Source organism: Nocardia africana NBRC 100379, from assembly GCF_001612635.1.
In the GTDB taxonomy this organism is placed as follows: Bacteria; Actinomycetota; Actinomycetes; order Mycobacteriales; family Mycobacteriaceae; genus Nocardia; species Nocardia africana.
The window spans coordinates 182,677-202,267 of sequence record NZ_BDAV01000006.1; the positions used below are offsets into that span (position 1 = coordinate 182,677).

20 protein-coding genes are annotated in these 19,591 nt (G+C 69.0%); 10 read left to right on the forward strand and 10 right to left on the reverse strand.

Translation table 11 applies throughout. From position 1 onward, the window contains the following. The first annotated feature begins 85 nt into the window (after positions 1 to 85). Positions 86 to 862, forward strand: coding sequence for an ATP-binding protein (locus NA3_RS08910; protein ID WP_062963099.1), 777 nt, complete (start codon positions 86 to 88; stop codon positions 860 to 862). On the opposite strand, the gene NA3_RS08915 is transcribed toward NA3_RS08910, so the two are convergent. From NA3_RS08915 to NA3_RS08925, 3 genes are read right to left on the reverse strand one after another with little or no spacing between them, the layout of a single operon-like run. After that, positions 855 to 2,720 carry a CheR family methyltransferase gene (locus tag NA3_RS08915; RefSeq protein ID WP_062963100.1) on the reverse strand — a complete coding sequence of 622 codons (1,866 nt, stop codon included), beginning with the start codon at positions 2,718 to 2,720 and terminating at the stop codon, positions 855 to 857. The genes NA3_RS08910 and NA3_RS08915 overlap by 8 nt on opposite strands. A 20-nt stretch (positions 2,721 to 2,740) precedes the next feature. Then, positions 2,741 to 3,778, reverse strand: a complete 1,038-nt coding sequence (locus NA3_RS08920; protein WP_062963101.1) for a chemotaxis protein CheB — start codon at positions 3,776 to 3,778, stop codon at positions 2,741 to 2,743. A gap of 9 nt (positions 3,779 to 3,787) precedes the next feature. Further along, the gene (locus tag NA3_RS08925; RefSeq protein ID WP_062963102.1) at positions 3,788 to 4,300 is read right to left on the reverse strand and encodes an STAS domain-containing protein; all 513 of its coding nucleotides are present in this window, start codon (positions 4,298 to 4,300) and stop codon (positions 3,788 to 3,790) included. 309 nt (positions 4,301 to 4,609) lie between these two features. On the opposite strand from NA3_RS08925, the gene NA3_RS39445 reads away from it, so the two are divergent. The 5 genes from NA3_RS39445 (at position 4,610) to NA3_RS08950 (ending at position 7,804) form a co-directional block, all read left to right on the forward strand. After that, a complete protein-coding gene (locus tag NA3_RS39445; protein WP_128145145.1) occupies positions 4,610 to 4,867 on the forward strand; it encodes a hypothetical protein in 258 nt (85 codons plus the stop codon). Beyond that, entirely contained in the window at positions 4,831 to 5,115 is a 285-nt protein-coding gene (locus tag NA3_RS38150; RefSeq protein WP_062963104.1) for an MDR/zinc-dependent alcohol dehydrogenase-like family protein, read from the forward strand. The genes NA3_RS39445 and NA3_RS38150 overlap by 37 nt, the downstream gene beginning before the upstream one ends. 138 nt (positions 5,116 to 5,253) lie before the next feature. Next, positions 5,254 to 5,766 carry a hypothetical protein gene (locus NA3_RS08940; RefSeq protein ID WP_062963105.1) on the forward strand — a complete coding sequence of 171 codons (513 nt, stop codon included), beginning with the start codon at positions 5,254 to 5,256 and terminating at the stop codon, positions 5,764 to 5,766. A gap of 35 nt (positions 5,767 to 5,801) precedes the next feature. Continuing rightward, on the forward strand, positions 5,802 to 6,524 hold the full coding sequence (locus NA3_RS08945; RefSeq protein ID WP_062963106.1) for a hypothetical protein: 723 nt from the start codon (positions 5,802 to 5,804) through the stop codon (positions 6,522 to 6,524). A gap of 131 nt (positions 6,525 to 6,655) precedes the next feature. Further along, positions 6,656 to 7,804 carry a cation:proton antiporter gene (locus NA3_RS08950; RefSeq protein ID WP_062963107.1) on the forward strand — a complete coding sequence of 383 codons (1,149 nt, stop codon included), beginning with the start codon at positions 6,656 to 6,658 and terminating at the stop codon, positions 7,802 to 7,804. A 7-nt stretch (positions 7,805 to 7,811) separates the two neighbouring features. Here the strand turns inward: NA3_RS08950 and NA3_RS08955 are convergent, their stop codons facing one another. Next, positions 7,812 to 8,618, reverse strand: coding sequence for a methyltransferase domain-containing protein (locus tag NA3_RS08955; protein ID WP_062963108.1), 807 nt, complete (start codon positions 8,616 to 8,618; stop codon positions 7,812 to 7,814). Between the two features lie 21 nt (positions 8,619 to 8,639). After that, positions 8,640 to 9,188 carry a TetR/AcrR family transcriptional regulator gene (locus NA3_RS08960; protein WP_062963109.1) on the reverse strand — a complete coding sequence of 183 codons (549 nt, stop codon included), beginning with the start codon at positions 9,186 to 9,188 and terminating at the stop codon, positions 8,640 to 8,642. A gap of 109 nt (positions 9,189 to 9,297) precedes the next feature. Here NA3_RS08960 and NA3_RS08965 point away from each other — a divergent pair, with 109 nt between their 5' ends. Beyond that, positions 9,298 to 9,786 (forward strand): hypothetical protein, encoded by a 489-nt coding sequence (locus tag NA3_RS08965; protein ID WP_062963110.1) that lies wholly within the window; start codon positions 9,298 to 9,300, stop codon positions 9,784 to 9,786. Positions 9,787 to 9,795: 9 nt separating this feature from the next. Here NA3_RS08965 and NA3_RS08970 read toward each other — a convergent pair whose 3' ends face one another. Both NA3_RS08970 and NA3_RS08975 read right to left on the reverse strand, forming a co-directional pair. Next, complete coding sequence (locus NA3_RS08970) at positions 9,796 to 11,223, reverse strand: type I glutamate--ammonia ligase (RefSeq protein ID WP_227995320.1); 1,428 nt, start codon at positions 11,221 to 11,223, stop codon at positions 9,796 to 9,798. 149 nt (positions 11,224 to 11,372) lie between these two features. Next, entirely contained in the window at positions 11,373 to 11,870 is a 498-nt protein-coding gene (locus NA3_RS08975; RefSeq protein ID WP_062963111.1) for a DUF6764 family protein, read from the reverse strand. A gap of 341 nt (positions 11,871 to 12,211) precedes the next feature. Here NA3_RS08975 and NA3_RS08980 point away from each other — a divergent pair, with 341 nt between their 5' ends. The 3 genes from NA3_RS08980 to NA3_RS08990 are packed head-to-tail and all read left to right on the forward strand — an operon-like array spanning position 12,212 to position 15,889. Next, positions 12,212 to 13,339 carry a polyprenyl synthetase family protein gene (locus NA3_RS08980; RefSeq protein WP_227995321.1) on the forward strand — a complete coding sequence of 376 codons (1,128 nt, stop codon included), beginning with the start codon at positions 12,212 to 12,214 and terminating at the stop codon, positions 13,337 to 13,339. Between the two features lie 11 nt (positions 13,340 to 13,350). Continuing rightward, positions 13,351 to 14,889, forward strand: coding sequence for a phytoene desaturase family protein (gene crtI, locus NA3_RS08985; RefSeq protein WP_062963113.1), 1,539 nt, complete (start codon positions 13,351 to 13,353; stop codon positions 14,887 to 14,889). Positions 14,890 to 14,899: 10 nt separating this feature from the next. Further along, a complete protein-coding gene (locus tag NA3_RS08990) occupies positions 14,900 to 15,889 on the forward strand; it encodes a phytoene/squalene synthase family protein (protein ID WP_062963114.1) in 990 nt (329 codons plus the stop codon). On the opposite strand, the gene NA3_RS08995 is transcribed toward NA3_RS08990, so the two are convergent. Genes NA3_RS08995 through NA3_RS09005 form a run of 3 tightly spaced genes read right to left on the reverse strand, consistent with a single transcriptional unit; the run spans position 15,846 to position 19,434 of the window. Further along, the gene (locus NA3_RS08995) at positions 15,846 to 17,318 is read right to left on the reverse strand and encodes an SDR family oxidoreductase (RefSeq protein ID WP_062963115.1); all 1,473 of its coding nucleotides are present in this window, start codon (positions 17,316 to 17,318) and stop codon (positions 15,846 to 15,848) included. The genes NA3_RS08990 and NA3_RS08995 overlap by 44 nt on opposite strands. 24 nt (positions 17,319 to 17,342) lie before the next feature. Next, a complete protein-coding gene (locus NA3_RS09000; protein WP_062963116.1) occupies positions 17,343 to 18,665 on the reverse strand; it encodes a cryptochrome/photolyase family protein in 1,323 nt (440 codons plus the stop codon). Positions 18,666 to 18,723: 58 nt separating this feature from the next. Continuing rightward, positions 18,724 to 19,434 (reverse strand): lipocalin family protein, encoded by a 711-nt coding sequence (locus NA3_RS09005; protein ID WP_227995322.1) that lies wholly within the window; start codon positions 19,432 to 19,434, stop codon positions 18,724 to 18,726. Between the last annotated feature and the right edge of the window lie 157 nt (positions 19,435 to 19,591).

Sequence of the window (19,591 nt, forward strand, 5' to 3'; positions counted from 1 at the left end):
GGAATATGGGCAGTACGCACGTGTCCACGGCTGCCGGTCGCACAGGCCCGGTCGCCCGGGTGACAGCGCTCGAATGCGACTCGCCATGACCACCGTTCCGCCGATCTGCTGGGCGCCGACGGACATCGATCGCTGTGTGGTGCTGGATCCCGATATCACGCTCGACGCGGTGACATACCGCCGATTCACCGACGACCTGGTGAAGTTCGTCGTCGAACAGCCGCGCGCGGTCATCGTCTGCGTCGACCGCATGACGATCGCCTCCGAAACCGTGCTCACCGCGTTCACCAGCGCCTGGCTGCGCACCGCGAACTGGCCGGCCGTGCCGATCTTCCTCGTCGCCGAGGACACCGAACTACGCCGCCGGCTCGGACGCAGCGCGATCCGCCGGTTCCTGGCGGTGCACCCGAGCGTCGACGCCGCCCTCGCCGCGGCGGCCGAACCGCCGATCCGGCGCCGGGCCGCCATGACGATGCCGCTGTCCCCGGTCACCGGGCATCGGGCGCGCCGGCTCATCGACGACGTCTGCGCCGAATGGGGCATCGCCGAGATCAGCGAGGCCGCGCAGATCATCGCCACCGAATTCATCGACAACGCCGACCTGCACGGCCACTTCACCGGCGTCCCCGATATCGACGTGCGGCTGGAATATCGCGAAGATCTGCTCACCATCGCGGTCGCCGATCCCGACCCGCGCGAAGCGGTGCTGCGCGAACCGGAACCCGGCTCCGCCGGGCGCCGGTTGCACGGCCTGCACATCGTGGCGGAGCTGGCCGCAGCCTGGGGATGCGCGCCCAGGTGGCCGACCGGCAAGGTGGTGTGGGCGACGGTGGCGACCGCGCGGAACCGGCAGGTCAGCTGACCGCGGCCTCGGGTTCCACCGGCTCCATGAGCAATATCGCGCCCGACGGTTTACCTTCGCGGTCGCTGAGCGACGTGCAGACCACCCGGATCACGATCGCGCGGCCACGCCGGTTCACGCTGTCGAGACGAATCTCGCGCTCATAGGCCGGATCGGACAGGGCGGGCCGGACCACCGGCCGCAATTCCGAGACCGGGAGGCCGATATCGAGATTGAGCAGATGCTCTCCCTCTGCCTCGTCGGCCCGCAGGCCCCACAGATCCTCCGCGCCCGCGTTCCAGACCACGATCCGCATCGACGTATCGACTACCGCGACGCCCGCGTGCCAGGAACTCATGATCGAGGCGAAGAATTCGTTCACGTCGTCGAGTTCGGTACTGCGCTCGCGCAATTCGGTATTGATCGTCTGCAGTTCGTCGTTGGTCGACTGCAATTCCTCGTTCGTGGTCTCGAGTTCCTCGTTCGTGGACTGCAGTTCCTCGTTGGTCGTCTCCAGCTCCTCGACGGTCGACTGCAATTCCTCGTTCGTGGTCTCGAGTTCCTCGTTCGTCGACTGCAGTTCCTCGTAGGCCGATTCCCGTTGCTCATTGGCATGATGCAGTTCGGACAGCAACCGGCGAGTCGCGCTGACATCGTGAAAGACCAGCGAGATCCCGATCGCCACATCATCGGCCAGCAGCGGCGAGATATGCACCTCGAGTGCCAGCACCTCCCCCGGCCCACGCTGCCACTCGACATCCTTGACCCGCACCGCGCGCCGGTCGGCACGCACCTGGTCGATATAGCCGCGCAATTCCAAAGGACGATAGGACAATTCGAGATCGCGCAGTGGCCGGCCCACATCCCGGTCCGACAGGCCGAACAGATGCTTGCCCTGGTCGTTGGCCAATACGATCACATCGTCTCGGCCGAGCACCACCTGCGCGACCGGGCCGGCGGAAAAGGCCAGGGCACACAGGGATTCGACCTGCTCGGCGTCGCGGCGATCGTGCACCAGGGTGCGCCCGAACACGGAACCGACGTCGACCCGCGCGGCCGGCACCTTGCGGAATATCCGTCGCTTGAGATCCACGGCGTCGAAGATGCGGCTGTGACTCAGCAGCATCTCGGCCTTGCCGAGGAACAGCAGACCGCGCTGTGAGAGGGCGAAATGAAATTTGTCGAGCACCTTGGTCTGCGTCTCGGCGTTGAAATACATCAGCGTATTCCGGCACGCGAGGAGATCGATCCGGGAGATCGGCGCGTCCTGAACCAGGTCGTTGCGGCCGAAAATCACCGAGCGCCGCAGATCCTTGCGGAATGCGTATCGCCCCGCGGCCGGCTCGAAATAGCGCTGGATCAGGTCCGCGCCGAGCGGGCTGATCTCCTTCTCGGTGTAGGTGGCGTGCCGCGCGACGCCGAGGGCCTCCTCGTCGACATCGGTGGCATAGATCTTGACCCGCTGCCGGAATTCCTCGATGCCCATCGCCTCCGCGAGCACGATCGCCAGGCTGTAGGCCTCCTCGCCGGAAGCGCAGCCGGCGCACCAGACCCGGATCGGTTCCTCGGGGCCCCGCTCGCCCAACATCGTGGGAATGATGTCGGACTGCAGGTAGTCCCACGCGTCGGGATCGCGGAAGAATCCCGTCACGTTGATCAGGATGGTGTTGAACAGCGCGACGAATTCGTCCGCATTGGCCTGCAGCACATCCAAGTATTCGACATAGTCGCCCACGCCGAGCTGGGACATGCGCCGGTCCACCCGCCGCATGAGGCTGCTGCGTTTGTAGCCGGTGAAATCGAATCCGCGAGCTTCCTTCAGATACTGGAGGATCTCCTCGAATCCGCGGGCACTGCCGGGTGCCTTGTCCTCGTCCACCCGCTCAACCTACCGCTCCCTCAGTTCGTGGAACGGTCGACGAGCAGCTTACGCAGCGTTTCGATCGCGGCGGCCTGCTCGGCGCCCTGCTCTCGATAGCGCTGCGCCAGCCGGTCGTCGCCGTGGCGCGCGGCATCGCCGGTCATCCGCTCGGCCAGCCGCTGTTTTTCCTCGAGGGCGCGCAGGGCCGTCCACAGCGCCTTGTCGACCTCGACCTTCTGCTGGATCAGCAGTGCCTCGGCGGTCCACGCGTGGCCGACCCGGCACCGGTAGCGGCCGCTGTCCTCGAGCACATAGAGAACACCGTTGCAGTCCGGGCAGGTCAGCCCGGACGGCCGGGCCATCGCCGCCACCCCTTCGTTACCCGGTACCGCACCCGCGTCGATACGTGCCTCCAGACGCTGGAGTTCGGACGCATCCGGCGGATCGGCCGTGCGGCGGCGAGTGCGGAGCCGATCGGCGACGGCCTTCCCCAAGTCTCGCGCCGGCAGGACCAGATCGACTGCGACGGAATCCATTACGCTCTGCGGCATACCGCGATACAACGCATCGTGCGGCTCCTGCGCCGCCACCACGCCGCCGCGGTTGGCCACCAATGCGGCTCCTGCGGTTCCGTCGTCCAAGGTCCCGGACAACACGGCGCACGCCACTCGCGGCGCCCACGACATGGCCGCGGACCGGAACAGCGCGTCCACGCCGGGCCGGTGGCCGTTCTCGGTGGGGCCCCGCGACAGATGCAGATGAGTGGACGTGACGACCAGATGGCGATCCGGAACCGCCACGTACACCACGCCGGAACGCAGCGGCATGCCGTCGGTGGCGGCGACGGCAGGAAGCGGCCCGGTCCGGTTCAGAATGGCCGGCAGCGCGCTCGCGCCGTGCGGCGGCATGTGCAGGACGATCGCGACCGCGGCGTCGAGGTCCGGCGGTAGCCCGCCGACGAATTCGCGCAACGCTTCCACGCCGCCGGCCGACGCACCGGCGACGATCAGATCCTGCGGCAGGCGCGCCGCCCCGGCTTCCGTTTCGGCCGGGTCCGCGGCCAGAGATTCATTCATGAGAGGCGATCACTCGGCTTTCGGACAGCCGGTCCGAACCGACGGCCGGCTGCGGCCGTGAGATGGCACGGGCTGGGTACTGGTTGCCGGACGCGGGGGACCGACGGGGCCTACCGGCCCCAGCGCCTCCACGACGGTGCCGTACAGCGGCACATGGGCATCGATATCGCCGGCGTCCACCATGCGGGCGACCGTCGGGCTGGTGCTGACGAGCGCCAGGCCGACCGGGAGCCGGTCGGCCTCATCGGCCAGTACCGCCAATGCGCGCCAGCCCAGAAAACTCAAACGCGTCGTATCGATCACCAGATGTCCGCCGGCGCGGCGCGCGACCGCGGCGCCCGAACGGATGTGCGCTCGCCACACGGTCAGCGCCGCGGTATCGGCCTCGCCGCGCAAGCACAGGATCGCGGCATGGGAACGTTCCCGGACGACCGCCCTCAGCTGGGGACGCGGGCCGCCCTCGGCCTCCGCGACCCCGTCGAACAGCGGCCCCGGTTGCGGCTCCCCTTCGCTCGGAAACATCTCTCCTCCAAGCAGATTCGAATACGGCCCCATTCGCCACGCTACCCCTGCGCCGGAAGCGGACCTCCTTTCTTTGTAACAGAGAACCAGGCCGCGGGTGGTCGCACGAGCGGCTGTGCGAGCGCCTCGCCGACGCCTGTTCACCGCATACCCGGCGGCTGCGGATCGAACCTTTTCGCACCGGCCGCGCCGGAATATCTCGCCGCCCCCGGGGTAGGGCGTCCAGTGACCGGCCCCCGGCGCCGGCCACGAACACCACCGCGCCAGCCCCACGAACACCACATCCGACCCGGCTATCGAGGAGTGAACGTGAAAGCAGTTGTCTGGCACGGCGTCGGCGATATCCGTCTCGACGTCGTCGACGATCCGAAGATCCAGGAGCCCACCGACGCCATCGTGCAGATCACCTCGTCCGCGATCTGCGGGACCGATCTGCATCTGGTGCGCGGCACGATGCCCGGCATGGTGCCCGGCACCGATTCCGGTCAGTGGCTGGTCGGCGACGCACCGAGTCTGCCGGGCGCTGGGCGGTGCAGGCGGTCGCGAAGGCCGGTTCGGTCGGTGTGATCGGCGTATATCCCCCCACCTTCGACCGCTTCCCCCTCGGTGTCGTCCTCAACCGCAATCTCACCGTGCAGGGCGGCAACTGCAACCACCACCGCTACGTCCCCGGCCTGCTCGACAAGGTGGGGCGCGGCGACCTCGATCCCACGCGGTTCATCACCCAGCACGCCGAACCGCAATCGATGATCGACGCCTACGAGGCCTTCGATCTCCGCCGGACCGGCTGGCTGAAAACCGTGGTGCCGATGTAGATCTCTCGGCCTGATCGTCTCCGGCCGCCCCCGCGCCGGCGCGAAGCGGGGGTGGTTAATGTACGGACGGCTCGTGAGAACCCTCAGTTCACCAACCGAGAGGCCACGAGCGATATCAGGCATCGAGAAAGAAGAATCATGCGTCACGTCATTCGCGCAGCCGCGATCGCGGTTCTCGCCACCTCCGCCGCGGTCGGCATCGCCGCTCCGGCCTTCGCCGAGTCTGGGTCGCCCGCGACCGCCACGGTCGCGGGCGATCAGGGCACGCCGGCCGATCCGGCCGCACCCGCCGGTGCACCGGTCGATCCGACCACGGAGTATCTGAACGCGTTCGACACCATCGCCGGTGCGTGGGCCAACGACTCCACGGTCGGCCAGGTCGTGGGCACGGCGGCGGGCCTGGTGGTCGGCTGCCCACTCGGGGCGATCACCGGCGGCACCCTGACCATTCCGGTGCCGGTGCTGACGCCGATCGGCATCGTGGGCGGCTGCATTCTCGGCGCGGGCACGCTCGGATTCCTCGGCGGCATGGCCGGCGGCATCGTCACCGGCGGACCGAGTTTGGCGAACGCGGTGAGCGACCAGTACACCTCGCTTCATTCCAAAGGCCTGATCGCACAGTCGATGCCGGCCGACGGCAACGCACGGTAATCGACACTCGCCCACCGATCAGAGCGGAAGAATCCATGAAGACCACCACCCGGACCATCGCCGTGTCCACCCTGCTCGCCACCGCCGTCGTCGCGGCGGCCGGAGCCGCCCAGGGCGAGGCCGTTGCCCCAGCACCCGCTGCCACCGCATCCGTTGCCCCGCAATCGGATCGGACCACTACCGACCTGGCTCCCGGCATCCGCTATCAGGACGACACGACCACCGGCACCGCGGCGTTGCAGACTCCGCTCGGCGCGGTGGCCGTGCGCCCCGAACAGTTCGACATTCGCGACGGCTCCGGCCGGACACTGCTCGGAACTCCGATCGAGGTTCCCGCGGCAGCCGATCCCGCCCAGCCTGCGGCGCCGTCCCAGACCGTCGCCGGCACCGTGGAATCGACTGCGGCACAGCCCGGCTCGGTTGCCGACACGCAGATGTCGGATCTGAACCAGGCCGTCGCGGCGGCCGCACCACACATGGGTCTGGCGATGGCGGTCGGCGGGATGGCCGGTTCGGTGATCGGCGCGGCCGTCGGCTGCCCGCTGGGTATCGCCACCGGCGGCACGCTCATCTCCCTCGCCACCGCCGGAACCATGACCGTGCCCGCGATGGCCGCGGCCTGCCTGGTCGGCGTGGTCGCGGTGGGTGGCCTCGGCGCGAGCGTCGGCGGCGTCGCGGTAGCCCTTCCGGTCGGAATCGCCGCGGGCACACAGAAGTACAACCAGCTGCAGGCCGAGCACGCCCAGGGCGCGCACTGAGCCACCGTGCCCGGCCCCTCCGCGCAAGGGGCCGGGCACGGCGCCGGACGGTAGCGACGGCGTGTCGGCGTGACCGGGAGTCTTGCGCGGCGGACAGTGTCCACGACGTCGAGCGGAAGAAGTAGGCACCGATGAGTTTGTCCACCCTGGCCCTGGTGCTGGCGCTCGGGCTGGCGGGACCGCTGCTGGCGTGGCGCGAAGCCTGGCACATACCGGTGATCGTCGGCGAGCTGCTGGCAGGAATCGTCTGCGGTGTCACCGGATTCGGGTGGCTCGACGCGTCGGATCCGGTGTTCTCCTTCCTGGCCGACATGGGTTTCGCGCTGGTGATGTTCGTCGCCGGCACCCATGTCCCGATTCGCGATCCTCGAATCCGCTCGGCGCTCGGGATCGGTGCCGTCCGGGCCGTGCTGGTCGGGTCGGCCGCGGCCGTGATCGGGTACCTGCTCGCCGGGTTCTTCGACACCGGGCACGGCGCGATCTATGCGGTGCTGCTCGCCTCGTCCTCCGCCGCGCTGGTGCTGCCGATCATCGATTCCCAAGGGCTGCAGGGCAGGTCGGTGCTGGAACTCACGGCGCAGGTGGCCATCGCCGACACCGCGTCGATCGTCGCGCTCCCGCTGGTGATCGACGCGGGCAACGCCGGACGCGCGACATGGGGTGCGCTGGCGGTGATCGGCACCGCGATGCTGCTGTTCGTGCTGCTGCGGTGGCTGGAGCGCTCCGGGTTACGCCGGCGTGCGCACCGAGTCTCCGAGCGCCGCAAATTCGCCCTCGAACTCCGAGTCAGTTTGGCTCTCGTATTCGGCATGGCCGCCATCGCCACCCGCACGCACGTGTCGATCATGTTGGCCGGGTTCGCGGCCGGACTGGCCGTCGCGGCCGTCGGCGAACCACGCCGGGTGGCGCGGCAATTGTTCGCCGCGACCGACGGATTCCTCGCTCCCCTGTTCTTCGTCTGGCTCGGCGCTCGGCTGAATCTGCGGGAATTCGCCGATCGCCCGCGGCTGATCCTGCTCGGGCTCGCGCTGGGAGCCGGCGCGCTGCTGGTGCATCTGCTCATCCGTCTGCTGGGGCAGCCGGTGACATTCGGCGCACTGGCCGCCGCTCAGATCGGTGTGCCGGTCGCGGCCGTCACCGTCGGCACCCAGCTGCATGTGCTGGTTCCGGGCGAGGCCGCGGCGATGATGCTGGGCGCGCTGGTGACGATCGCCGCGGCGGCGGTGGCTGCCGCGCTCGCGGCGCGACGGCCGCCGGTGGCGGATCCGGCCGCGCCGTGAGCGACGGTCAGGGCTTGTGCGCCACCACCGCGAACATGGTCACCGAGAAGTGATAGTCGCCGGTCTCGGCACCGCGCCGGATTTCGGCGAGAACGTAGTCGCGCTGGGCGTCGGTGATCAATCCGTCGGCCACACCCCGGTCGGTGACCGCCGTGAACATCGGGAGGATCGACTCGGGTTCCCAGATCACGGCCTCGGAACCGATATCGTCGATCACCAGGCCCGCTTCGACCAGCCGGCCCCGTAAATGCCTGCCGGAGTTGCGATTCGGGCTGTTGGTCTCCATCCGCTGCTGCAATGCCGCGACGACCTCCGGATCGCCGGGATGGAAGATCGCGGTGGACCAGTCGCTGTCGATCAGCACCACCCGTCCGCCCGGCCGCAGCACCCGCGCGATCTCGGCGGTGGCCTGCGCCGGATCGTCGAGGTGCTGATAGACCCGCTCACAGCGAACCGCGTCGACGGATGCGTCCGGCAGCGGCAGATCGTAGGCCGATCCCTCGATGAATTCGGCCTTCACGTCCGCGGCGCGCTCGCGCGCCACCGCGAGCATCGACGGATTCGGATCGATACCGATCGCTCGCCCGTCCGCACCCACCAGAGCGGCCAGCTCCACCACTTCACTGCCGGTGCCGGAGCCCAGGTCGAGGGCGGTTTCGCCGGGTCGCAGCGCCAGTGCGGCGCGCGCCCACTCACGCATCCGCGCCACGCCGGGTAGCGCGGCTTGATTGTCGAGTATCCGGACGATCAGGTCCTGCTCCGGGTGGTCGACCTGGTCGATGTGGAAGGACGGAACGCCTCGTTGATCGCTCACCCCGCCAGTATGCCCGCGCGGTCAGTCGAACAGCAGGTGTGCGGCGTGAGCGAGCACCTCCGATCTGTTCTGGCCGGGATGCTCGGCCGTGATCAGGCGATTGGCGATTACCATCGAAAAAGACAGCAGCGCAACGGCTTCCACATCCTCGGGCGCGACGCCGGAGTTCCGCAGCAGCGTGCGCAGGTAGTCCATTCTGGCGTTGTCCACCTTCCGCAGCCGCACCTCCACCGCCGGATCGCGCCGGGCCCAGGCCCGGATGGCGAGATCCAGCGGCGTCAGATCCTCGGCGAAGGTCAGCGTGCCCGCCCGACGGATCTTGCGCTTGGGATCGCCGCCCTCACGTTCGACCTGTTCGCGCACATCGTCGACGGCTCGCCGCTCCCAGTCGTCGAGCATCGCCTCGAGTAGTTCGTCGCGGGAGCGGAACTGCCGGTAGAAACCGCCGCGGGTTACGCCGAGTTGCGCGGCCAGCGCCTCCACCCGGACCGCGTCGGGACCGTGGTGCTCCAGGACCGAGAGGCCGGCATCGATCCACGCCTGCCGCGGAGTTCGCACCGGTGGCGCCATCACGTCCTCCTTCTCGACCGGCTCGATACGCCCTTGATTAGATCACCCACCAATAGATACAGTACTGTTCTGTATCTATTGTGCAGTACCGAACCGGAAGGTTCTCGTCATGTCCGTGCACACCTCCCCCAGCGTCCGCCAATGCGGAATCACCGCCGACCTGCTCGCCCTCACCACCCTCGACGACGTCGTCTACATCGACAGCCACGTGCTGGAAACGCCCACCGCGACCGACCGCACCGCCGAGCAGTGGGCCCGCGCGATCATGGAGGACGTTCCCGAGGACACCGGTGCGCGATTGCGGGCGGCGTGGGCCGGCATCGAACTCGACCTCACCCCTGGCGCGCCGGAGACTGTCGCCGGTTGGCGTATCACCTTCTCCGCACCGGAATGCCTTCTGCTGCGTGCCGATTCGGGTCTCGGATTCCACGGCGAACTGGCGCTCGAGATCCGCGACGGCGTCGTCGCGCTGGCCACCTTCGTGGCCATGCGCGGCACACGGGCACCGGATGTGTGGTTCGGCGTGGTCCCCGGCCATCTGGCGTTCGTGCGCTCACTTCTCGAACGAGCCGGCAGTGCGGAGCCGGCGGCGAGGTGACGGTGCGGGTCAGTACCTCCACCGGCAGGCGTCGGTGATCTGCTCGGGTGTGGCCTCGGCGAAGAGCGCGATCTCACCGCGCCGCACGCTGCCGATGGTGTCGGCGAGGTCGGCGCCGAATGCCGCGCACAGCACCTCGTCGGCATCGAAGGCCGCCACCGCGTCCGCGAGCGTGGTCGGCAACGGGGTGATCCCGCGCGCGGATCGGGTGGCGGAGTCGAGTCGAGCCGGGTCGCCGGCCACCGGCTCGGGCAGGGTCGCCTCCACCTGCAAACCGGCCCGGCCCGCCGCCACCAGGCCCGCCAACGCCAGATACGGATTGGCGGCGGCGTCGAATGTCTTGATCTCGATATTGGCCGCGCGATCGCGCTCCCCCTCACTTCCGGTGATGTAGCGCAGAGCGGCCTCCCGGTTCTCCAGCCCCCAGCACCGGAAGACACCCGCCCAATGACTGGGCTGCAAGCGCAGATAACTCGCCACCGCCGGGCAGCCGACGGCCAGCAGCGCGGGCAGATGGTCCAGGATCCCCGCGGCGAAGTGCTCCCCCTCCGCGCCGATGCCGAAAGGTCCGGGACCGCCGGACATCCGATTCACCCCGTCACGCCACAGGCTCAGATGTACGTGGCCGCCGTTACCGACGACACCGGGCACGACCATCGGGCTGAACGTGGCCCGCAAGCCGTGAGCACCGCTGACGGCGCGGACGATCTCGCGCACCAGCACCGCGTTGTCCGCGGTACGGACGGGATCGCCGGAGGCGACGGAGAGTTCGAACTGGCCCACCTCGTATTCGGGATGTATCTGCTCGACGCCGATGCCGCTCTCGCGCACCTTCGTCACCACATCGCGCAGATACGAAGCCAGTTCGCTCACCCGGGCCATGCCGTAGGCGGGCGCCGAGGTGGCGGGGGTGAAGGTGTCGGGTTCGCGCGGATCGGGGCGCGATATCGTCCATTCGGTTTCGATCGCGGTACGCAACTCGTAGCCGTCGTCGGCCAGCTCGGCGACGAGCCGGCGCAACAGCAGCCGGGAATCGCGTGGGTGCGGCGTGCCACTTTGCGTATAGCGATCCGCGGGCGCCCATGCCCATCCCGGGAGCGCGGCCACGGCGGTGGCCCGATCGAGGTCCGGGTACAGCCGTAGGTCACCGGTCGGGCCACCGGCGACATGCTCGGTCAGGATGGAGTCGTCGACCAGGAAGGCGTCGAAGACCGGCGAGGCTCCGATACCCCAGGCGGCGGCGTGCGAGAACCGTTCCACCGGAACGGCTTTCATCCGGACGATACCGCTGGTGTCGACCCAGGTGACCGCCACGGCGTCGATATCGCGGGCACTCAGCGCGGCGGCGACGGCGCTCGCCCGATCCGCGCGGTCGCGGCGCAGGTGCTCGGTCAGTGGTTCCACGTCGACTCCCGGGAGTTCGATGGAAGCCGGCACAACCAGACACATTCGCCGGCGGGTTGCCGCGTTCGAGATTACGCGCCGACGTCTCGTTCGCCCGCACTTCCGCCGCTATCGCGCCGGATCACTCGACGGCACCACACCGTCGTGGAACAGGCACCGGGGACCATCCGGGACGGTGCGGATCACCGCATGGACAGACAGCCCTGGAAGGTCTGGAAATCGCCCGCGAAACCGGGGCCGCCGCTACACACCGGGGTCCCGATGCCGGAGACCGTGACCGTCGCACCCGGTCCGGCGATGCCGATGGCCAGGCCGGGCCGGACACCGGTCAGGTCGGCGCTCGCGCCGGGCCCCACCGCGATCGCCGCGGGCCCCGACCACGGCCCCGAGGCGGACCGGGCGATACCACCGCCCTGCGCGATGGCCAGCGACAAGCTCGTCGGCCCGGCGTTCGCGGTGGCCGTACCGTCGATGCCGTAGGCGGCCGCCGCACTCCCACCCGTGCTGGTGGCCGAACACGCGGCATCGGCACCTGTATCGGCGACCGATGTGGCACCCGGCGCCGGACAGCTGGTGGAGTCGGCTTGGGCCGGTGCGGCCGGCAGCGCGGCCGAGGTCAAGGCGATACCACCGCCGGAAACGAGAGCGAACAGCGCGCGACGCGCGGAAGAACGAGACATGAGGGCCTCCTCTGATTGGTTCGTCTCAGCCAGAGTACCCGCAATTCGATGCATGAACGATGCGTTTTCCGCCTCGACGGACGGGCACCGCGGCGACGAGCCGTCGAGCCGACCCCACCTCGCACGAAGCGGCTTCGCCTTTCATCCGGGCCGCGTCGCGTGTCGCCGATCGAAACAGGCGAGTTCGTCGCAGAGTGCATCATTTACGCATCGCTTGCGGTAGCCTGGGATCAGACGTCGAGGGAGGATCCCCGGAACGGCCCGGAATACGCGGTCGCGATCCCCGCCTCGGAAAGCCAGCCGGCACCCATATCGCTGCACCGCCGAACCGAGGAGTGGACGTGAGCGTCACCATCGACAATGCGCACCGATTGTGTTCCCCCGCAACAATTCTGGCCGATCACCCGATGAATACGGTGGACGGCGTCGCACGGTGGCGTACCGCGGTGCGGGATCGAGTCCTGACCGAACTGGACGCATTCCTGCGCGAGAACCGGATCGGCGCCGTCCGAGGGATCGCGATCGACGACATCGCCCGCCGATACGTGGCAGGCGGCAAATGCCTGCGATCGACGTTCATGTACATCGGCTGGCTCTGCGGCGAGGCTCCCGACGCCGCCGCACTGCGGGCCGCCGCCGCGCTGGAACTGGTCCATGCCTTCGCGATGATTCAGGACGATGTGATGGACGAGTCGGCGCTGCGCCGCGGCGCGCCCACCGGGCACGTCGCCTTCGCCGACGCACACCGGGACCGGCGAATGCCCGGCGACGCGGGTCGTTTCGGCGAGTCGGCGGCCGTGCTCGTCGGCGACATCTGCCTGGTCTGGGCGGACAAGATGCTGCGCGAGAGTGGAATTCGCCCCGATTGCCTGTACCGCGTGGGGCCACGTTTCGACGAGATGCGCATCGAGCTGGCGGTGGGACAGTTCGGCGATCTGCTCAACGACGTCCGCACGGAACCGGATTTCGAGCAGGTAGTGGCGCTGGCACGTGCGAAATCCGGCAACTACACCGTGCGCCGGCCACTCGAACTCGGCGCCGCGATGGCCGGATGCGACGAGTCGACCCTGTCGGCGCTGAGCCGGTACGGACGCGCCGTCGGGGAGGCATTCCAGATGCGCGACGACCTGCTGGGAGTATTCGGAACCCCCGACGCCACAGGCAAGCCCGGTGACGGAGACCTGACTCAGCACAAGGCCACGACCGTCGTGATCGCCGCCCGGCAGCTCGCCGAACCCGCCGCGCGCCGCGAACTCGACACATTGCTGTCCGCACCGGTCGTCGACGCCGACGCCACCGACAGACTGCGCGACCTGATCGCCGATTCCGGAGCGCCCGCCCGGATCGAGGCGATGATCAGCGATCGCATCGGCGAGGCGCGGCGCACCACCGAGAGCGCGACCCTGCCCGAACCGATGCGCCGCGTGCTCGACGGCATGGGCCTCATCTGCGTCACCCGCCACCCCTGAGGAGGAACACCATGCGCACGACCACTGGTCGCAGCGACCATATCGTCGTAGTCGGAGCGGGGCTGGCCGGACTGTCGGCGGCACTGCACCTGGCCGGCCGCGGCCGGAAAGTCACCGTGCTGGAACGTGATTCGGTCCCGGGTGGGCGCACCGGTCGCGTCGATGTCGACGGCTACCGCCTCGACACCGGCCCGACCGTGCTGACGATGCCACACCTGGTCGAGGAGACGTTCGCCGCGGTCGGCGAGCATATGGACGATCGCCTGTCGCTCGTACGGGTGGATCCGGCCTACCGGGCCCATTTCGCCGATGGGCGTCATCTCGAGGTCCACAGCGACGCCGATCGCATGGCCGCGGCGATCACCGAGTTCGCCGGGGCCGGCCAAGCGGCGGGTTACCGGCGACTGCGCGAGTGGCTGACCCGGCTCTACCGGACCGAGTTCGACTCGTTCATCGCGGCGAATTTCGATTCACCGCTGTCGGCGCTGCGTCCCTCGCTGGCCCGCCTGGCGGCGATGGGAGGATTCCGCCGTTGGAACCGCGCGGTCGCACAGCACATCGACGATCCGGATCTGCGACGCCTGTTCACCTTTCAATCCCTGTACGCCGGCGTCGCGCCCAGCCGGGCGATCGCGGCATACGCGGTGATCGCGTATATGGACACCATCGCCGGCGTCTGGTTCCCGCGTGGCGGGATGCGAGCGCTGCCCGACGCGCTCGCCGCGGCCGCACACGACGCCGGCGTCGAGATCCGCTACGACACCGCCGTGACGAGCCTGGATCGCACCGGATCACGGATCCGCACGGTCGTCACCGCGACCGGCGAGCGCATCCCGTGCGATGCGGTCGTGCTCACCACCGAACTGTCCGACACCTACCGGCTGACGGGCCGTTCCCCGCGCCGCCCGTTGCGCCCCACGGCGGCGCCGTCCGCGGTCGTACTGCACGTGGGCTGCGCGGCGATGCCCCGGGCGGGGCACCACCATCTGCTCTTCGGCCGCGCGTGGGACGAAGCCTTCGACGACATCATCGCCCGCGGCAGCGTCATGACGGATCCGTCGCTGCTGGTCACCAGGCCCACCGCGGGCGACCCGAGCCTCGCCCCACCCGGACGCGACCTGCTCTACATCCTCGCTCCGGCACCGAATCTCGTTCGAGGACCCATCAATTGGGACCGCTTCGGCCCCGCCTACGCCGAGGAGATTCTGACCACCGTCCGGGATCGCCTGCCGATCCCGCTGACCGATCCCCGGTTGCTCCACCTCACCACACCCGCGGACTGGGCCCGGCGCGGCATGCTGGCCGGCAGCCCGTTCGCGTTGGCGCACACCGTCACTCAGACCGGCCCCTTCCGCCCGGCCAATATGATCCGCGGGCTCGAGAACGTGGTGCTGGCGGGCGGCAGCACCGTTCCCGGTGTGGGCATACCCCCCGTGCTCATCTCCGGCCGGCTCGCCGCGGATCGCGTCACCGGGCCGGTGCCCTCTGCACGGCCCGCACGCCGGCACGTGCCCGCCCTCGCCACACCGTCCGCCGCCGGCATCCGCTGATCGGAAACTTATGTCCCCCATCGCCTTCCTCGACAACGGCCGCACCGATACCCGCCTGCAGCGGTCCTATCGCGCCTGCCGGACGCTCAACGCCCGCCACGGCACAACGTTCTTCCTCGCCACCCGGTTACTGTCCCCCGACCAGCGTCCGGCGATTCACGCGCTCTACGGATTCGCCCGCCGGGCCGACGACATCCTCGACGATATCGATCCGAGCCGTCCGGTCACCGAGCGAGCGGCACGACTGGACGCGCTGGCCACACAGTTCACCACCGAGGACGCCGATGCCGACGCCGTGCTCCCGGCCGTACTGCACACCGCACACTCCTACCGCATCGCTCCGGCACTGTTCGACTCGTTCCTGGAGTCGATGCGCATGGATCTCACCGTCACCGACTATCCGGATCGGCGCGCGCTGGACCGCTACGTCTACGGTTCCGCCGAAGTCATCGGATTACAGGTACTACCGGTGCTGGGCACCGTATGCCCGGCGGACGAAGCCGCCCCCTACGCCGCCGCGCTCGGAAAAGCCTTCCAGCTCACCAACTTTCTGCGCGACGTGGATGAGGACCTGGTCCGGGACCGGGTGTATCTGCCGGCGGACGAACTGGCCGCACACGGCGTCGACCGAGGTCTGCTGCTGTGGTGCCAGGCGCACCGCCGCACCGACCCTCGGGTCCGCCGCGCTCTCGTCGCCCAGCATGCTTACACCCGCGACGTGTACACCTACGCCCGCGCCGGTATCGCCCTGCTCGCGCCACGCTCGCGGCCCTGCGTCACCACCGCGCTCACCCTCTATTCGGAAATCCTGGATCGCATCGAAAGCCTGGATTTCGACATCTTCGTTCATCGCGCCCGGGTCGGTATTCCCCGGCGTGCCGCGGTGGGGAGCCGTGGTCTCGCTCGCGCACTCTGGTCTCGGCGGGCGTATCCGAACGCTGGGAAGCCGGTCGCAGCTAGGAAACCCGCTGAGCCGCAGCCTCTTCGGCAGCTCCGGTGATGTTGCGGGTCATCCCGCCGAAGATGAGCGCATGGAAGGGAGCGATGGCCTTCCAGTACAGGTGACCGGCCAGACCGTGCGGGTCGAATACGGCGCGCTGCCGATAGACCGTGCCCCGCGCATTCTTCTCCACGCTCAACTCCAGCCACGCCCTGCCCGGCACCCGCATCTCCGCGCGCAACACCAGGCTGTGTGGCCGGTCGATGCGTTCCACTCGCCACCAGTCCAGCGCCTCGCCGGCGTGCAGCCGATGCGGATCCCGTCTGCCCCGCCGCAGTCCGGCGCCGCCCGCCAGCCGATCGATCCAGCCGCGCAACGACCACGCCAGCGGAAACGAATACCAGCCGTATTCGCCGCCGATGGATTCGATCACCGACCACAGCGTCGCCGGATCGGCCCGGGTGTGGCGTTCTCGCACATCGACATAGAGGGAACCGCCCGACCACGCGGGATCGGTGGGTAGCGGTGACGACGGTTCGCGGCCGAGCTGATCGGCATCCGACCAGCGAGTGGGGACGTCGAGGTCGCGGATGCGCCGCAACGCCAATTCGACCGCGGTGCGGTAGTCGATCAATCCGCGCGCCGGATCGGGTATGTGCTCGGCGATCGCGTGATCTTCGCAGACCACGTCGTTGACCAGCGATTCCATCAGCGGCACCGCGATCGCCCTGGGCACCGGGGTGACCAGATTGACCCATTGCGCCGAGAGCCACGGCGTGAGAACCGGGACCGGGACGATCACGCGCCGCGGCAGCCGCGCCACTTCCGCGTAATCACGCATCATCCGCTCGTAGGTGAGCACATCCGGGCCGCCGATATCGAAGGCGCCGCGCACCTCCGGCGGTAGTTCGGCCGCCCGCGTCAGGTAGTACAGCACGTCGCGCACCGCGATCGGCTGGATGCGGTTGCGCACCCAACGCGGCGTGACCATCACCGGCAGCCGTTCGGTGAGATACCGCAGCATTTCGAAACTGGCCGAACCGGATCCGATGATCACCGCCGCCTGCATCGCTATCGCCGGAACCGCTCCCGCGAGCAGGATCCGCCCGACCTCGGCACGGGAGGACAGGTGCCGCGACAGGCGCTGGCCGGGCGGGACGATGCCGCCCAGGTACACGATCCGGCGGACCCCCGCCCGGGCCGCCTCCTCCGCCACCAGTGTTGCCGCGCGTCGGTCGACATCGTCGAAATCCGTTCGCGTCAGCGAATGCACCAGGTAGTAGAGCACATCGGCCTCGGCGCAGGACGCGGCCACATCCTCGGCGCGGAGCACATCACCGCGCAGGACCTCCACGCTCTCGCGCCAGGCCGCGTCGTCCAGTTTGGCCGGTGTGCGGGCCAGCACCCGCACCTCGTGCCCCGCGGCCAGTAGCTCGGGCACCAGCCGGCCACCGATGTAGCCGGTCGCACCGAACACCACACATCGCATACCGTCTCCTGATCACCGAATCGACTACATGCCGGGCACTTCCACGATCGGCGCCGGATAGGTCGCATCATCGACGTCCTCGCGCCACGGCCGGTGTATCGCCGCACCGGACAGGTGGGCGAGTTCGGGCAACCAGCGCCGGACGTACGCACCCTCGGGGTCGAAACGGTTCGCCTGCCGCAGGGGATTGAGGGTGCGATTCGGGCGGGTGTCGGTTCCGGTGCCCGCGACCCACTGCCAGTTCATCTGGTTGTTCGCCACATCCCCGTCGACCAGCCAGAACCGGAAATGGGCCGCACCGATCCGCCAATCCAACCGCAGCGTTTTGGCCAGGAACGACGCGGTGATCAGCCGCGCGCGCCCCGGCATCCACCCTTCGTCACGCAGTTGGCGCATCGGCGCGTCGACGATCGGGAACCCGGTGCGGCCATGCGACCACGCCTCGAACGCCTGCTCGTCCTCGCGGACCTCGACCGGCCCCGAGCGGTAGTCGGACCACGCCGCCGCGGGCCGGGCCGCCAGCACCTGATGATGAAAGTCGCGCCAGGCCAATTGCCGGGCGAAACTGTGCGCCCCCGGGTCCGACAGGTCCAGGCGCGACACCACCTCCGCGGCCGACAGGCATCCGAAATGCAGGTACGGCGACAGATGTGAGGTGGCGTCGGCGGCGAGCTCGTCGTTGGCCTCCGCATAGGCGGTGACCGGATCGGAGAGCCAGCGGCGCAACATCTTTCGCCCCGTCGTCTCGCCGCCGACGCGCAGGTTCGAGGAAGCCCGCGTGGTGCGGAGCTTCTCCAGGCCGGGTTGCTTTCCGTCCAGCGGCGGCACGGTGAGATCTGTGGGCGGTGGCAGAGGACGCCGGTGACGAGCGGTTTCCCACCGCCGGAAGTACGGCGTGAACACCGCGAAATGATCGCGACCGGTGCTCGGCTCGATCGCCTCGAGGTCCACGCTGGTCACCGTCGCCGCGTGCGTCTGCACCCGGCAACCGCGAGATTCGAGCCTGTCGCGCAGGGCCGATTCGCGTCGCTTGCCGTAGTGGCTGACCTCGGCCGCGAGATGCACCGACTCCGCCTGCGATTGGGCGACGATCCGCTCCACCTCGTCGACGACCTTGCCGCGCCGCAGCACGAGATGCGCACCGCGCGACCGCAATTCGCCGTCGAGCTCGTCCAGCGCGGCGGCGAGGAATCGCACCCGGTTGGGCGCTGCCTCCGAGCCGGTGACCAATGATTCGTCGAGGACGAACAGTGGGACCACGGCATCACCGGCTCGCTGCGCCGCGGTCAGCATCGGATTGTCGTGCACCCGCAGGTCACGGGTGAACAAAGCTATCGCCACACCCATCGCTACTCACCTCCACTCACCGGACTTGCCATGGCTGGGCCGTCGCATCGAGCCGGGCTCACAGCCGGCACAGCGGGGTGATGTCGCCTCGCCCACCGGTCACCGGCGAGGTCAGGTACAGGCACGGCTGCTCGCCGGCGGCGACGATCGCCGCGACAACCTGGCTCCACTGGTCCGCATCGAGTGCGGGCGTGCGGGACAGGACGAATCCGGAGATCCGGTAGGGGTCGGTGACGAGAGCCCAGGAGTAGTCCGGCCCGAGTGCGGTCACGATGTAGTTGGGCGGGCCGTCCAGGCTTTCCTGCGTCGGCACCCCGGGGAACGCCACACGCAATTGCGCGTGGGTCACCGGATCGACCACGCGCGCCGCACCCTGGATCTCGTTGCCCGCGCCCGACCACGTGGTGCACGAATTATGAACCGAGATATCACCGTTCGGCAGTGCCGCGTACTCGGCGCGCGTATCGCGGGCGCACACGAGATTGAAGAACTGCGGAACCGCGGCGAGCTGATACCACGTTCCGACGTAACGGTTCAGATCGAGCGAGGCGACGGGAGCCGGTGCCGCTGCGGGCATCGGACTCGCCCCGGCCGGCGCCGCGACGCAAGCGACGACGACCGTCGCCAGGACGGCGACACCGGCCGGCCGAGCCGGGCGCATCGCTGCCGCAGCGAATAGGATCAGCCGACGGGCACCACCGACCAGCAATCTCGCCACCTTCCCGCCGAGTCCGCCGGGTCGATCTACCTGCGAGTGATGTTCGAGCACCTGCGACTCCTCGGTTCGATGAGCATGGGTTCGACGACACAGCCGATCCTACAGCAAATCGATGCATGATCGATGCATAATGGACGTGTCGCACTTCCGCCCGACCCCTCGTCCACTACCGCCGTCCCGAACCGCGCGGGTGCCGCAACACTGTGAC